The sequence below is a fragment of the Paenarthrobacter sp. DKR-5 genome, assembly GCF_018531425.1.
Classification (GTDB): Bacteria; Actinomycetota; Actinomycetes; order Actinomycetales; family Micrococcaceae; genus DKR-5.
Window position 1 is genome coordinate 302,250 of the sequence record NZ_JAHBOI010000003.1, and the last position, 15,549, is coordinate 317,798.

Sequence of the window (15,549 nt, forward strand, 5' to 3'; positions counted from 1 at the left end):
GGCGCTGCTGGCTCGACCATATTCCCTCCTGCATTGCTGCGGAACGGCCCGGCGAGGTGGCTCTACCTGGTCGTGGCGCTCGCGCTCGCGGCAGGCTTCCTGGCGGCGGCTCCCCCTCCGGCCTCGGCGGTTCAGCAAGGGACGCAGTCCGTGGTGGTCAGCGACAACCCGATCAGGACGACGCCGCATGTGCTCGACGGCTACGTGTCCGGGTTCGCGCAGGTGGGCGACATCGTCGTGGTCGTCGGCAACTTCACCACCGTCCGGACCGCTGCCGACACCACCGAGATCCCGCGCACGAACATCTTCGCCTTCAAGTTCTCCACCGGTGAGATCACTTCCTTCGCTCCGGCCGTCAACGGCGAGCTGATGGATGTGGAAGCTACCGGGGACGGGAAGACCGTCTGGATCGCCGGCGGCTTCTCCAGCCTCAACGGGGAAACGGTCCGCGGAGTGGCCAAGATCGATGTGACAACCGGGCAGCGGGACCCCTCCTTCGCCGTCAACGCCTTTGACGGCCGGGTCAACCAAGTGATGCTCAGCAACGGCAAGCTCTACGTCACCGGGCGGTTCCTGAACGTCAACGGCAAACCGCAGACGTCCTTCGCGGGGCTGGACCCCGCCACCGGTGTGGTGCTCCCCGATGTGCGGCTGGACCTGAGCGGTCCCCGCAACGGCGGGGCCCTGTCGATCATGCGGGCGGACATCACGGCCGACGGCAGCAAGATGGTCGCCATCGGCAACTTCACCTCGGTCAACGGCCTCTCCCGCACCCAGGTCTTCGTTGCGGACCTGACGACATCGCCCACCTCGGTGGCGAACTGGTCCACCGAGCGGTTCGTTCCGCTTTGCCACGCCACGTCCTTTGACAGCTACGTGCGGGACATCAGCATCTCGCCGGACGGCACGTACTTCGTGATCGTCGCGACCGGCGCCTACTACGCGGGCACCATGTGCGACGCGGCCTCCGCCTGGGACCTCAAGGCCACCGGCGGCAGCCTGCAGCCCAAGTGGGTCGACTACACCGGCGGCGACACCACCAACCGGGTGGCGGTCACCAACACCGCCGTCTACATTGGCGGCCACTTCAGCTATCTGAACAACCCCTTCATCGGCGACGCCGTCGGCCCCGGGGCCGTCGAACGCGAGGGGCTCGCCGCGCTCGACCCGCGGACCGGCCTGCCGCTGGCCTGGAATCCGGGCCGCACCCGCGGCGTCGGCGTCTACTCCTTTGTGGCCACCGACACCGGGCTGTGGATCGGCAGCGACACGGACCGGATCTCGAACTACCAGTACCACGGACGGATGGCCTTCATGCCGGTTGGCGGGGGCACCAACCTGCCGCTGGACAACTCCGGGAGCCTGCCGGCGGACGTCTACGTGGTGGGCGCGGCGAAGGATGACAGCGGCGCCGCGGTAACTTCCACCTCTTTGGTGAAGCGCAGCTTCTCAGGTGCCGCGGTCACCGCCTCGCGCACCATGAACGTGGGCCAGAGCTTCTCCGACACCAGGGGAGCGTTCATGATTGACGGCAACCTCTTCACGGCCCACGCGGACGGGACCTTCCGGATGCAGTCCTTCGACGGGACGACCCTGGGGGCCCAGACCACGATCAACCTTAACGGGCTCACCGCGTTCGCCAGTGAGATGAAGCAGATGACCGGTCTGTTCTACGACCCGGCCACCTCCCGCATCTACTTCACGCTGCAGAACGACGGGCACCTGTACTACCGGTACTACGGCACCCAGGCCACGATTGTCGGCGCGGAGCGCTACACCGCGGGTGCCAATCTGTCCGGCTTGGACTGGCGGGCGGTGCGCTCGCTCTTCCTCTCCGGCAGCACGCTGTACGTGGGCGACAGCACCGGAACCCTCAGCCGCTGGGCCTGGGACTCCGCGTCCGGCCTCCCGTCGGCCGGCACCCGGGCCACCGTCTCGGGCGCCTCCGTCGACGGCATCAACTGGAGTGCGCGCGATGCGTTCCTCTTCGCCGGGCCGACCAAGCCGGGACCCGCAACTGCTTCGGACCCCTCGGCAGCCTTCACCTCCTCGCTGTCCTCGCGTACCCTCGCGGTGGATGCGACGTCGTCCACGGCCAGCGCGCCGCTGAGCTCCTTCGCCTGGGACTTCGGTGACGGCGCCAAGGCCTCAGGCCGGACCGCCAGCCATGCCTACGCGGCGCTGGGGACGTACACCGTGAAGCTGACCCTGACCGATGCCAAGGGCCGCAGTGCCTCGACGGCACGGGTGGTGCGGATCAGCAACGACCTCACCGCCACCGGAACCGTGGCGCCGTCGGACGCGTACGGCAGTGCTGTCTACAACATCTCGCCCACGCTGTACTGGCGGCTGGGCGAGAAAAGCGGGACCGCGGCGGCTGACTCCAGCGCCTCGAACAAGCCCGGCACGTACCGCAGCGGGGTGACCCTCGGCACCGCCGGGGCGCTGGCCGGGGTGTCAGACACAGCCGGCACGTTCAACGGGTCCAACGGCCTCGTTTCCAGCAACAGCAGCTTCGTGAACCCGACGGTGTACAGCACGGAAATCTGGTTCAAGACCACCACGAAGACAGGCGGGGAACTCATCTCCTTCGGCAACGCGGCCACCGGCACCTCCACAACCCACGACCGGAAGGTGTACATGCAGAACGACGGCACCCTGGTGTTCGGCGTCTATACCGGTAGCCGGGTGCTCGTCACCACAGCGAAGGCGTACAACAACGGCGCATGGCACCACGTCGTCGCCACCCAGTCCTCGGCGGGCATGCGGCTGTACGTGGACGGCGCCCTTGCCGGTCAGAACAGCACGACGGCGGCGCAGAACTACACCGGCTACTGGCGCGTTGGCGGGGACAAGGCCTGGGCGAACGTCACGACGCCGTATATCTCCGGCGTCCTCGACGAAGCGGCTGTGTACCCCTACGCGCTCAGTGCCGATACCGTCGCCGAGCACTACAACCTCGGGGCCGGCACGAACAGCGCTCCGACGGCAGCATTCAGCACCGCCGGCTCGTACCTGGACGTGCAGGCCGACGGCTCGGCATCCACAGACACGGACGGCACGATCTCCTCCTATGCTTGGACGTTCGGAGACGGCACCACCGGAACCGGGGTGCTTGCCTCGCACAGCTACGCAGCGGCAGGGACATACACCGTCACGCTGAAGGTCACCGACAACCGCGGCGGCACGGGGACGGTGTCCCGCCAGGTCACGGTCTCCGACCGGGCGGCCAACAGTGCGCCCACGGCCTCCTTCACCGCCTCAGCCAAGGACCTCGCGGTGCAGTTCGACGGCACCGGCTCCAGTGACAGCGACGGCACGGTCAGTGCCTACGCGTGGAAGTTCGGCGACGGCGCCACCGGCCAAGGGGCGACCGCCTCGCACAGCTACAGCGCGGCCGGGTCCTACCAGGTCACCCTCACCGTCACCGACGACGCCGGGGCCACCGGCGCCCTCACCAAAACGGTGAGCGTCACGGCTCCGGCGGCAAACCAGGCACCAACGGCCAAGTTTTCAGCGTCCACGGCCGGTCTGAGCGTCGACGTCGACGGCTCCGCTTCCACCGACGCGGACGGGACCGTGGCGGCCTACGCCTGGGACTTCGGTGACGGAGCAAAGGCAACGGGGGTGAAGGCCTCGCACAGTTACGCAGCGGCGGGCACCTACACGGTGAAGCTGACCGCGACCGACGACGCCGGAGCCACCGGAACAACGTCGCAGGCAGTGACGGTCGCGGCGCCGTCCGCGGCAGCCGTGAGCTTCCGCTCCGGGGCGCAGACCAACGTCAACAGCACTGCGCCAACCGTCACCGTGCCATCCGATGTGGCGGCCGGCGACGCCTTGCTCCTGATCGCCACGGTGAATACGACGTCGAGCACGGCGGCCGACCCGACCGGCGTCACTGGCTGGCGGCTTGTGGACAGCAAGGCGGCAGGGACGATGCAGACCGTGCTCTGGGTGAAGACAGCCGCGGCCGGGGACGCGGGCAAAGCCCTGACCGTGCCATTGAGTGCGATCGCCAAAGTCTCGCTCCAGCTCGCCGCCTACCACGGCATCACCGGGCCGAACTGGCTCGCCACCTCGGCTTCGGCCATTGACCAGACGCTGGGCACATCCCATTCCACCCCGCAGGTCACGGTGCCGGCGGCCGGCAGCACGCTGGTCTCCTTCTGGGCGGACAAGACCAGCGTGGATGACAGCTGGACGCTTGACCCGCGGGTTACCGTCCGGGGCACCACCGGAGGGACCGGCGGCGGCCAGCTCGTCACGGCGTTCGGGGACACCGCCCCGGTGAGCGCCGGCGCCGCAGGAAATCTCGCCGCCACCCTCGGCACGGCGTCCGCCAAGGTCGCGCTGTGGAGCATCGTCCTGCAGCCGGGTTCGTAGCCGCGACCGGCAGTGCCAGCCAGGAAAGTGCCAGCCGGGAAAGATGCCAGCCAGGAAAGAAGAGCAAGGAAGGCAGATCATGGGTAGGAACCGCACTGCAGTCGCCGTGGCGTTGGTGGTCGCTGCTACAGCCTCCGGGGGAGCCTGGCTCGCCTCCGCTGCTCCCGAGCAGCCCCCGGCCGCCGCTGGCGCCGTTGTCCCTGTGTCCGGCGGGGCGGCCCCCACCCTCCCGGCCCGGACCTCCGGGACGGCCCCGGGGCAGCCTTCGGCGGCGTCCGGGGCAGCCTCGGGGTCGGCGGCCGGGGACAAGTCGGCGGCCGGGGGAGCGAAGGCCGCAGCTGTCCCGCCGCATACCGTCTCAACCTGCGCGTCGGTGCGCCGCACGCTGATTTCGTTCAGCGCGGCCGGCAGCAAGGCGGGTCCGGACGGGCTGCCGGACCTGCTGGGCGGCCTGGACGAATTCTCGGCCAACGTCGAAGCGCTGGCCCGCAGCGACGCAGCCCTCGCCCCGGTGGTGAGCGGCATCAGCGACGTGCGCCGCCAATGGAGCACAGCTGCCTCCGCGGCTGCCGATTCCCGCACCGCCCCGGACGCGTCCGCCCGGCCGGGAATCACCACTCTCCAGAAGCTGGCCGGCTCACTGCCCTGCCGCTAGCGGCACCAAACGGAAACGAGGGGGACGATGAAAGAGAACGACAAGCCGGTCAAGGTCATCACCTACGGCACTTTCGACCTGCTGCACGAGGGCCACCTGCGGCTGCTGCGGCGCGCCAAGGCGCTGGGGGACCACCTCATCGTCGGGGTCACCAGCGACCAGTTCGACGCCAACCGGGGCAAGCTGAACGTCCGCGACAGCCTCATGGTCCGCATCTCCAAGGTCCAGGCCACCGGCCTGGCCGACGAGATCATCATCGAGGACTATGACGGCCAAAAGGTCAACGACATCCAGCAATACGGCGCGGCGATCTTCGCCATCGGCTCGGACTGGGAAGGCAAGTTCGACTACCTCGCGGACTACTGCCGCGTCGTCTACCTCGAGCGCACCGCCGGCGTTTCCAGCACGCAGCTGAGGGCCGAGACTCTGGGCATCACGCGGCTCGGGATCGCCGGGACCGGCAGCATCGCCGACCGGTTCGTTGCGGAGGCCCTGCGCGTGAGCGGACTGGAGCTTGAAGCGGTCGCCGGTTCCGACCCGCAGCAGGCCCGGACCTTCGCGGAGCGGAACGGCATCCCCCGTGCCTGCGCCGATTACGGCGACCTGCTGGCGACCGTCGACGCCGTGTACCTGTGCGGGCCGAACGAGCAGCACTTCGAGCAGGCGAAGCAGGCGCTGGAGAGCGGCGTGCACGTGCTCTGCGAGAAGCCCTTCACCCTGTCCGCGGAGGAGAGTTGCTATCTTTACGCGCTTGCCGAAGAGCGCGGCCTGGTACTGCTGGAAGCCATCAAGACGGCCTACTGCCCGGGCTTCATCCGGCTCGTCGCCCTGGCCCGCAGCGGGGTGATCGGCCGGATCCAGTGCGTGGATGCGACCTTCACGAAACTCGCACTCCCCGGCGCGCCCGAACTCGCGCCGCCCTACGGCGGGAGCGTGACGGAGCTGGCCAGCTACCCGCTGTTGGCCATCTCCAAGATCCTCGATTGTGCCCCTGACACGGTCAGTTTCGACTCGTTCGGGCTCGATGAAGGCGTGGACGGGTTCACCAGGATCAGCTTCCGCTACCCCTCCGCCATCGCCTCCGCCACGGTGGCCATCGGCGCCAAAAGCGAAGGCCACCTGAACATCAGCGGCACCGGGGGCAGCATTTACGTCCCGGCGCCGTGGTGGAAGACCACCGATGTCCTCGTGCGGTTCGAGGACCCGAGCCGGAACCAGGAACTGCGGTTCCCCTACGCCGGCGACGGTCTGCGCTACGAAATCGCCGAATTCGTCTCGATGATCCGCGACGGGCGGGGGGCCTCCTACAAGCTGCGGGCCAAGGATTCCGCGTTCATCGCCGGCATCATCGGCCGGTTCCGCGGCTCTGGCGGCCGTTTCGATGTGGTGCCCGGCTCTGTCACGGTCCCGCTGGCGGCCGCCGGATGAGTCCGAAGACCAGTCCCGACGCCCCGCGGACGGGACGCGGCAGGGCGGCCGCACTGCTCGCCGCGGGCCTGGTGCTGCTCGCCGCCGCGCTTCCCGGCTCGGCCGCGACCGTCACCTGCCCGCCGGCCACCGCCGCTGCGTCCGCACCGGCACCGGCTTCGGCGCCCTGCGCGGCCAGTTCCCGCGGAATACCCGCCTGCGGCGTGCTGGTGGGCGCCGCCGTCGGCGGGAACAGCGACCCGGCTCCCTTGGAGACCGCCCTCGGCAAGACCCTGCAGATCCGCCGCACTTTCTGGGGACCAAACGGCGTCGACAAGGCGGTGACGGCAGCCCGGCAGGATATTTCGGCCGGCAGGATCCCCTGGTTGAGCTTCAAGCTCCCCTACGACTGGCGGCGCATGGCCGACGGCGACGGCGACGCTTGGGCCTCCAGCCTGGTCGACAGGCTCGCGGCCCTGCGTGGGCCTGTCTGGATTGCCTTCCATCATGAACCCGAGGGGGACGGCCAGATTGGCGACTGGGTCGCCATGCAGCGCCACCTTGCCCCCATGGTCCACCAGGGCTCGCAGAACGTGGCCTTCACCATGATTCTGACCGGCTGGCACCAGTTCCACGGCGACCCGCAGTTCAGCCTCGGAGCGCTCTGGCCCGGCGACGGCATGGTGGACCTGCTGGGGTTCGATATCTACAACGAGTTCGGCAGCCTCAAGGACGGCCAGGCGAACACGACGATGCTGGACCTGGGGCAGACCTATTTCCCGCAAATCTCCGCCTTCGCCGGTGCTCATCACACCGCCTGGGGTCTGGCTGAAACCGGCCTGACCGACGACGCGGCCACCGCCGACCCCGGCTGGCTCGAACAGTCCTACACCGCGATGCGCCGCACCGGCGGCGTCGCGTTCACCTACTTCGACAGCAGCCTCAACTCCAACGGCAACTCCTGGGAACTCGGCAGCGGCACCAAGCGCAACGAGTTCCAAGCGATCCTGGACCAGGCCGCCGCCCCCCAGCAGCCCGGGCAGTCCGCGGCTCCCGTCCCGGCAACTTGCTCCCCGACAGCGAATCGAGCGCACCCATGACACTGCAGCACCCGGCGGCAACGACAGCCGGACCGATGAGACCGCTCCTGGGCACGGTCAGTGACTTGTGGCCGGATTCCGGGGGAGCCGCCCTCTGCAGGGGCGGAGGCGGGCATGAGGGGGGTACCGAATTCCTCGTGGTGCCCAGCGCCCGCGCCCCCCGGATGCTCATCCCCGCCCGTCCGGCAGCAGCGGCGGCTGCCTCCCTTCGCCGGTACAGCGCGGCGATCTCGGCCCGCGAGACAGCGCAGCGGCTCGTGCTCTCGGCGGGCCTGGCCGCGCGGGCCGGGCAGACGCTGCTGCCGGACAGGGTCATGGTGCGGCCCTCGTCGCCGGGCGGGGCCCCCGGCGCCCGGGACATTGGCGCCTACCTGGGCGGGATCCTCGGCCAGCCGGTTAGTGTGAGCCTGACCATCGGCCCCGTCCGCGCGAACCGCAAACCGGTGCTGGAGGCCTTCGACGGCCGCGGCCGGCCGTTGGCCTTCGTCAAGGTGGGGGATTCGGCGACGGCAGCGGAGCATGTCGGCCGGGAGGCGGAGGCTCTGCGCACCCTCAGCAGGGATCAGTTTGCCACTTTGGCGGTCCCCGAGCTGATCTCCGTCGGTAGCTGGCGAGACATGACGGTGCTCGTCATGTCCGTCCTGCCGACCGGCCCGCAGGCCGGGGGCGAGCGGTTCCGGAGGCTCCGTTCGGCCGCGCTGCAGGAACTGTCGGCGGCTTTTCCCGCCGGCCGGATGCCACTGGAGCAAACGCCGTTCTGGGCGGCTCTGCGCTACGGCGCGCAGGAGCTGGGCGACTCCGGCCTGCGCGCCGCGTTCACCGACGCCCTCGACCGCACCGGGCGGCGCTTCGGCGCCGTACCTGTCAACGCCGGTGCCTGGCACGGCGACTGCACGCCGTGGAACATGGCGGTGCGGCGCGGCAAGCTGCAGCTGTGGGATTGGGAACGCTTCGAACTCGGAGTGCCGGTCGGGCTGGATGCGGTCCATTACGCACTGAACACGCTGGTGCGGGTGCGGGGCGCCACAACCGGCACCGTCCTCGCGGGCCTGCGGGCCGGCGCCCCGCGTTTCGAGGAACCAGGTTCGGCGGACGCCCTGCTTGCGAACGCCTACCTGTGTTCCATCACTTTGCGCTACCTGCGCGGGGCCGAAGGTCCCGGAGGGGACGCCATCAGAGAGAAGAGCCTGATCATGCTCCAGGTACTGCAGTCCGTTGCTGCCCGTCCGGGCGGAGCAGTCCGTGGCTAGCGGGCTGCGCACGCTGACCCGCTGGGCGGGTGCCAACGCCCCGGACCCCGTCCTCGACGCGGCCCGACAAGGCGTTGAATGGTGGGGGACGGTGAGCGCTCCGCTGCGCATGCTGCCCTCCGTCATCATCATCGGCGCGCAGCGCAGCGGCACCACCACGCTGTACCGGATGCTCTCCAGCCACCCCGCGGTGCTGCGCCCCACGGCAAGCAAGGGCATCGGCTACTTCGACGTGAACTACGACCGGGGCATGCGCTGGTACCAGGGCCACTTCCCGCTGGCCCGGCAGCGCCCGGCCGGGGCGGTGACCTTCGAAAGCAGCGGGTACTACTCGTACCACCCGCTGGCGGTGCGGCGGCTGGCCGCGGACCTGCCCGAGGTCAAGCTCTTGATGATGCTGCGTGAGCCGGTGGACCGCGCCTACTCGGCCCACCGCCATGAGTTCAACAGGGGATTCGAGACTGAATCCTTCGAACGGGCCCTGGACCTGGAACCCGCGCGGCTGGCCGGAGAGGTCGAACGGATGCTGGAAGAACCGGGGTACCAAAGCTACTCCCACCGGCACCACTCCTACTTGGGCCGCAGCCGGTACATAGACCAGGTTCTCCAGATCCACCGGCTGGTGGGCCCGGAGCGCCTTTACCTGGTCGATGCCAACCGCTTCTTTGCCGCGCCGCACGAGGAATTCGCCGCCATCCAGCGCTGGCTCGGCCTGCCGTCGTGGCAGCCGGAGAAGGTGGGCGTGTGGAATGCACAGCCGCGCGAACCGCTGGATCCTGCGCTTCGGCGGGACTTGGAGGACTATTTCGACCCCTTTGACCGGGCGCTCGAACGCGAAGCGGGGATCCGGCTCTCCTGGCGCAGTTGAGCCCGCTGCAGCGCGGCAGGATGCGCGCGGGCCGAACAGGTAAAGCCGAGCAGGTAAAATGGGTGGCAGGATTTTTCCCTGCCGCACCCCGCGGCCCTAAGGAGTTGTTGCCGTGGCCGTGGCCAGCATCCCAGCCGCCTTGCGGCGTTCCGCTGATTCCCTGGATGACGCCGAAGTGCTGCGCATCCGCAACGACTTCCCCGTTTTGGGCCGGGAGGTCAACGGAAGGCCGTTGATCTATCTGGACTCCGGCGCTACCTCCCAGAACCCGCTCAGCGTGCTGGAAGCCGAACAGGAGTTCTACGAGCAGCGCAACGCCGCCGTCCACCGCGGCGCACACCACCTCGCCGTGGAAGCGACCGAGGCTTTCGAGGATGCGCGGCAGGCCGTGGCCGCCTTCGTCGGCGCCCGCTACGAGGAAATTGTCTGGACCTCCAACGCCACCGAGGCGGTCAACCTGCTGGCCTACTCCTTCTCGAACGCGTCGCTGGGCCGCGGCGGCGAGGCCGCCGCGCGGTTCGCTCTCGCGCCCGGAGACGAGATCGTTGCCACCGAGATGGAGCACCACGCCAATCTCATCCCGTGGCAGGAGCTGGCTGCGCGCACGGGTGCTACGTTCCGCTACATCCCGGTCGACGACGACGGTGCGCTCCGTATGGAAGAGGCGGCGGCCATCATCGGCCCTCGTACCAAAATCCTCGCCTTCACCCATGCCTCGAACGTGCTGGGGACGGTGAACCCGGTCCCTGAACTCGTGGCGCTGGCCCGCGGGGCCGGCGCGCTGGTGGTGCTCGACGCCTGCCAGTCCGCCCCGCACCTGCCGCTCGACGTCAAAGCGCTCGACGTCGACTTCGCCGTCTTCTCCGGCCATAAGATGCTTGGGCCCACCGGCATCGGAGCGCTGTACGGCCGGCAGGAGCTCCTTGATGCGCTGCCGCCGTTCCTGACCGGAGGGTCGATGATCACCAAGGTCACCATGGAGGGTGCCGGCTACCTTCCGGCCCCCCAGCGCTTCGAAGCCGGCACCCAGCGCATTTCGCAGGCTATCGCGCTTGCCGCAGCCGTGAACTACCTCCGGGAGACAGGCATGGAGCGCATCCACGCCTGGGAGACCGCTCTCGGACGGCGCCTCGTGGAGGGGCTGTCTGCCATCGACGGCGTCAGGGTCCTCGGCCCGGCCCCCGGGCAGGAGCGCATCGGCCTCGCGGCCTTCGACGTCGCCGGCGTGCACGCGCATGACGTCGGCCAGTTCCTCGACGACCGGGGGATCGCGGTGCGGGTCGGCCATCACTGCGCCCAGCCGTTGCATCGCCGTCTCGGGCTGACTGCGACCACCCGTGCGAGCACCTACCTCTACAACACCACCGCGGAGATCGATGCCTTCCTCGCCGCGGTGTCCGAGGTGCGCGGCTATTTCCGGGCCGGCGAATGAGCGGGCTGGACGCGCTGTACCAGCAGATCATCCTGGACCACTCCAAGGCCCGCCACGGAAGCGGACTGGACACGCCGGCGCCCGCCGGCGCCGAGGCGGTGTCCCACCAGCTCAACCCGGTCTGCGGGGACGAGATCACGCTCCGGGCCGTCGTGGAGGGCGGCCGCATCCGGCAACTCCGGTGGGACGGCGCGGGCTGTGCGATCTCGATGGCCTCCGCCTCAGTGCTGTCGGATCTCGCCGAGGGGATGGAACTCGCGGAATTCGGTGTCCTCGCAGGCGCCTTCCGGGAAATGATGCGCTCCCGCGGCAAAATCGAGCCGGATGAGGAGGTCCTCGCCGAGGCCGCCGCGTTCGCAGGGGTATCCCGTTATGCCGCCCGCGTGAAGTGCGCCATGCTCGCCTGGGTCGCTGCCGAGGACGCAGTAGGCAGGGCCTCCGGCGGCGCGTCCGGCTGACCTGTCAGCGGTCCGTCTCTACGGCCGCGCGGGCCGGGTTTCCGTCGCGGGCCCGGCGGAGCGCGTAGACCGCCGTGCCGCCGACGACGGCGCCGGCGACGTTCGCAGCCACATCCGCCCAGGATGCGGTGCGCCCGGACAGGAACAGCAGTTGGCCCGCCTCGATCAGGCAGGAGACCGCCAGCCCTGCGAGCGCCGGTGCCAGCGGCCGCGGCCGCCGCGGAAGCCAGCCGGCCCAGGCGCCCAGCGGAACGAAGAGCAGCACGTTGGCCAGGGACTCGACGAAGGCATAGTCAATGAAACCCGGCACGCCGTCCAGGTGCAGGAGGTGCAGCACGGCGAACAGCTGGCCGCGGACCGGGGCGTCCACGTGCGTGGGCCAATAGGCGATGACCGCGAGAGCCGCCAGGTAGAGCCCCAGCGGCAGCAGCCGCCGCGCAGCGGCCCTCACCGTCCGCCGTCGCTGGCGGCCGGAACCTGGAGCGGGTGTGTGCCGCCGTCGCCGTCGGCGTCACCTTCAGGTGCGCCCGCCGGCAGCGTAACAGTGAAGGTGGTCCCCACGCCCCGGGCACTCCTGAGCTCAATGCTGCCGCCGTGGCTTTCGACGATCGTTTTGGTGATCAACAGGCCCAGCCCAACACCGGGAATGGCGGTCCGCCGCACAGCCCCGGACCTGAAGAACTTGGTGAAGGCCTGGGCCTGCTCGGCTTCGTCCATGCCCATGCCCGTGTCCGAGACCTCGAAGGACACCGTCCCGGGGCCGGTCCAGGCGCGGACGCTGACAGTGCCGCCGTCGGGCGAATACTTGATCGCGTTGGAGAGCAGGTTGTCGAGCACCTGGCCGATGCGCGCCCCGTCGAGCCAGGCTGTCAGCGGTTCCGTAGCCAGGTTCTCGATCCGAACGTTGTTCTCCGCCGCCCGGGGCGCCGCGGAATCGATGCTGAGCAGGATCAGCTCCGCAAGGTCCGTGCGCCGGGGCTGGATGCCCATCTGGTGCGAGGCGATCGAGAGCAGGTCCGAGACCAGGTCCAGCAGCCGTTCGGCGTTGCGTTCGGCCACCTTCAGGTACTGGACCACCTCCACCGGCAGCAGCGGCGACTCGTCCAGCGCCAGGCCCAGGTATCCCAGGATCGAAGTAAGGGGCGTACGCAGTTCATGCGAGATGTTCGAGACGAAGTCATCCTTCATCGACAGCGCCGTCACCAGGTCCGTCACGTCCGAGAAGGTGACGACGGAGCCTGCGAAGTTTCCCGAGTCGTCCCGGAAGGGCTTCGCCGACACGGACACGGCCCGCTGGTCCGTCCCGCTCCCGAGCCAGATCAGCCGGTCCGCGAAGGTTTCGCCCAGCACCGCACGGCGCACCGGGCGTTCCTCGGCCGCAATCACCGAAGCACGGTCCGCCTCGAAGATCATCAGCTGCGTTTCGTTCGGGTCCGGGACGCCGTCGGGGGCGGCCAGGGCGTGGAACTTGCGTTGCTGCCGGTTCATCAGGATGTCGTGGCCGTGGTCGTCGACGGCGAGCAGGCCGACGCCGACCGTGTCGACAATCGCATCCAGCAGCTGCTCGCGGCGCCGGCTCGCGTCCAGGGCGTCAGTCAGCGCCTGGTCCTTCTCTTCCAGGGCGGTGCGCTGGGCCTCCATGCTCGAGGTGACCACCTGGGCGGAAATCCCCACCCCGACCATGATCAGCGGGACGAGGAACGGCCGGGCCAGGTCATCGAACGTGGCCGTGCCGCTGAGGAAAAGGGGCACCCAGACCGTGGCGAGGGTGAGCAGGCCGCCGGCGGCGACAGCGGTCCGCGGGGCGATGTTCGACCCGGCCAGCCAGACGACGGGGAAGACGGCCAGCAGGCCGACGCCCATCATCGCGGGGACCACGCCCTCGCGCAGCAGCGCGACCGAGACGAAGTCCAGCACCGGTACGGCCAGGAAGCTGCCGCGCGGCAGCCGCCGCCAAGGGATGGCCGCGCACGGGATCAGCAGCAGGATCTGCAGGGCCAGGCCCCACTGGATCCCGGGCGAGAAGAGCGACGGCGGGTGGATCAGTCCGGAGATGCCGGCAGCGACGATACTCGTGGCAAGCAGCGGGAGCTGGCTCAGAACGACCTTTGCCTGTAACCCGAGCTGGTAGAAATGCGTCGAGAGAGCCGGACGCCCCGCGACGCTAGCCACGGCACCAACGAGCAGCGGTGCGACATCCCATGTTCACGAACCTTCCCCCAGCCCGCGGCGTTGAGGCCAAAACGATATGCGCCTATTGGATTCCGTCATTATATGCCGCAGGTATACTGCGGAATGTGCCCGAACCGGGGCTGGGGCTTGGTATTTCGGGGAGTTAGGTAGGGGATGGACACTCGGCGTATTGCTGTCATCATCGAGGACGACAAGGACATACGTGACCTGATCAATGTCGTGCTCACCCAATCGGGTTTCCAGGTCCATGCCGTGGACAGCGGCGAGGACGGCGTGGAAGCTGTCCGCGAGCACAATCCCAGTGTGGTGACACTGGACCTCGGCCTGCCGGACATCGACGGTTTTGAAGTGGCACGGCGGATCCGCCTGTTCAGCGACAGCTACATCATCATGCTCACCGCCCGTGCCGAGGAACTGGACACCCTGATGGGCCTGGAATCGGGCGCGGACGACTACCTGACCAAGCCGTTCCGGCCGCGCGAACTGCGCGCCCGGGTGGCGGCGATGCTGCGCAGGCCCCGCGGCTCGGTGGCCGTGGGCAGCGACGTACCGGCCGCCGTCGCCGCCGCCGACCCCGCGGAACCCCGGGCCAGCGCCCCCGAGCCGGGGAGCCTGGAACACAATGGCCTGGTGCTCAACGGAGGAACCCGCACCGCCATGGTGCAGGGCCAGGAACTGGACCTCACCCGCACTGAGTTCGACCTGCTCCAGGCCTTGATGGAGAGCGGGAAGGTGGTGCGCACGAAGGCGGACCTGGTCCGCCGGCTGCGCATGGAAGAGTACGACACGGGCGGCTACATCAGCGAGGCCGACGAGCGCACCATCGAGGTGCACATGGCCAACCTGCGGCGCAAGCTTGGCGACAACTCCCGCTCGCCGCGCTGGCTCAAGACCGTGCGCGGCGTCGGCTACCAGCTGGCCCCCTGACGCCCGGCGCGAAGTTGAGCCATTCCTGAGCCGAAACCGGACGCTACCTTGAGTCCGCGCGCCCACACTGGAGGAAATTGCCAGGGCGCAGCAGGGAGGCTGAAGGAATGCTTCGGATGTCCAGTCCCGCGGCAGCACACGGACAGCGGCCGGTCGCCGTCGTGGTCGAGGACGATCCCGAGATCCGCCAGTTGGTGGGCCTGGTGCTCGGCCAGGCCGGCTTCCAGGTCAGCTCCGCCGGCAGCGGCACCGAAGGGGTGGAGCTTGCCCGCAGCGAGCGGCCCACCGTCGTCACGCTCGACGTCGGCCTCCCGGACATTGACGGGCTGGAAGTCAGCCGAAGGATCAGGACCTTCAGCGACGCCTACATCCTGATGCTCTCCGCCCGCGGGGAGGAACTGGACGTCCTGCTCGGCCTGCAGAGCGGGGCCGATGACTACCTGACCAAACCCTTCCGCCCCGCGGAGCTGCGGGCACGGGTACAGAGCCTGCAGCGGCGCCCGCGCGGCGCGGCAGCAGCTTCCGACGCCCCAGCCTCGGGGACCCACTGCGCGCTGATCCGGCACCGCGGGCTCGAACTCGACGCCGCCGGCTATGCCACGACCGTGGACGGCCGGCCGGTGGAGCTGACCCGCACGGAATTCGACCTGCTCCGCTGCCTGCTCGAGTCAGGACGGGAGGTGCGCACCCGCATCCACCTGGTGCGCGCGCTCCGCGGTGAACCCGAGGACTCCCGCTCCTGGGTGAGCACCATGGACGAACGGGCTGTCGAGGCGCATCTGGGCAACCTGCGCCGCAAACTCGGCGACGATCCGAAGAGCCCGCGCTGGCTGGAGACCGTGCGCGGCGTCGGCTACCGGCTCGCGCACTGAC

The 15,549-nt window shown here is 69.3% G+C and carries 12 protein-coding genes; 10 read left to right on the forward strand and 2 right to left on the reverse strand.

The window, feature by feature from the left end:
* Positions 1-33 precede the first annotated feature (33 nt).
* From KIH31_RS07650 to sufU, 8 genes are all read left to right on the forward strand, one after another.
* A complete protein-coding gene (locus KIH31_RS07650; RefSeq protein ID WP_214426496.1) occupies positions 34-4,386 on the forward strand; it encodes a PKD domain-containing protein in 4,353 nt (1,450 codons plus the stop codon).
* A gap of 79 nt (positions 4,387-4,465) precedes the next feature.
* Positions 4,466-5,041 carry a hypothetical protein gene (locus KIH31_RS07655; protein ID WP_214426497.1) on the forward strand — a complete coding sequence of 192 codons (576 nt, stop codon included), beginning with the start codon at positions 4,466-4,468 and terminating at the stop codon, positions 5,039-5,041.
* A 27-nt stretch (positions 5,042-5,068) separates the two neighbouring features.
* On the forward strand, positions 5,069-6,469 hold the full coding sequence (locus KIH31_RS07660) for a Gfo/Idh/MocA family oxidoreductase (protein WP_214426498.1): 1,401 nt from the start codon (positions 5,069-5,071) through the stop codon (positions 6,467-6,469).
* Positions 6,466-7,548, forward strand: a complete 1,083-nt coding sequence (locus tag KIH31_RS07665) for a hypothetical protein (RefSeq protein ID WP_214426499.1) — start codon at positions 6,466-6,468, stop codon at positions 7,546-7,548. The genes KIH31_RS07660 and KIH31_RS07665 overlap by 4 nt, the downstream gene beginning before the upstream one ends.
* 137 nt (positions 7,549-7,685) lie before the next feature.
* Positions 7,686-8,798 carry a phosphotransferase gene (locus tag KIH31_RS07670; protein ID WP_214426500.1) on the forward strand — a complete coding sequence of 371 codons (1,113 nt, stop codon included), beginning with the start codon at positions 7,686-7,688 and terminating at the stop codon, positions 8,796-8,798.
* On the forward strand, positions 8,791-9,666 hold the full coding sequence (locus KIH31_RS07675; protein WP_307857577.1) for a sulfotransferase: 876 nt from the start codon (positions 8,791-8,793) through the stop codon (positions 9,664-9,666). Before KIH31_RS07670 ends, KIH31_RS07675 begins: the two co-directional genes overlap by 8 nt.
* A 112-nt stretch (positions 9,667-9,778) precedes the next feature.
* Entirely contained in the window at positions 9,779-11,098 is a 1,320-nt protein-coding gene (locus tag KIH31_RS07680) for a cysteine desulfurase (RefSeq protein ID WP_214426501.1), read from the forward strand.
* Positions 11,095-11,556, forward strand: a complete 462-nt coding sequence (gene sufU / locus KIH31_RS07685; RefSeq protein WP_214426502.1) for a Fe-S cluster assembly sulfur transfer protein SufU — start codon at positions 11,095-11,097, stop codon at positions 11,554-11,556. Before KIH31_RS07680 ends, sufU begins: the two co-directional genes overlap by 4 nt.
* 4 nt (positions 11,557-11,560) lie before the next feature.
* On the opposite strand, the gene KIH31_RS07690 is transcribed toward sufU, so the two are convergent.
* Both KIH31_RS07690 and KIH31_RS07695 read right to left on the reverse strand, forming a co-directional pair.
* Positions 11,561-12,007 carry a VanZ family protein gene (locus KIH31_RS07690; protein ID WP_214426503.1) on the reverse strand — a complete coding sequence of 149 codons (447 nt, stop codon included), beginning with the start codon at positions 12,005-12,007 and terminating at the stop codon, positions 11,561-11,563.
* A complete protein-coding gene (locus tag KIH31_RS07695; RefSeq protein ID WP_307857578.1) occupies positions 12,004-13,728 on the reverse strand; it encodes an ATP-binding protein in 1,725 nt (574 codons plus the stop codon). Before KIH31_RS07695 ends, KIH31_RS07690 begins: the two co-directional genes overlap by 4 nt.
* 174 nt (positions 13,729-13,902) lie before the next feature.
* On the opposite strand from KIH31_RS07695, the gene KIH31_RS07700 reads away from it, so the two are divergent.
* Positions 13,903-14,676 (forward strand): response regulator transcription factor, encoded by a 774-nt coding sequence (locus tag KIH31_RS07700; protein ID WP_214426504.1) that lies wholly within the window; start codon positions 13,903-13,905, stop codon positions 14,674-14,676.
* Positions 14,677-14,792: 116 nt separating this feature from the next.
* On the forward strand, positions 14,793-15,548 hold the full coding sequence (locus KIH31_RS07705; RefSeq protein WP_214426505.1) for a response regulator transcription factor: 756 nt from the start codon (positions 14,793-14,795) through the stop codon (positions 15,546-15,548).
* Position 15,549 lies beyond the last annotated feature (1 nt).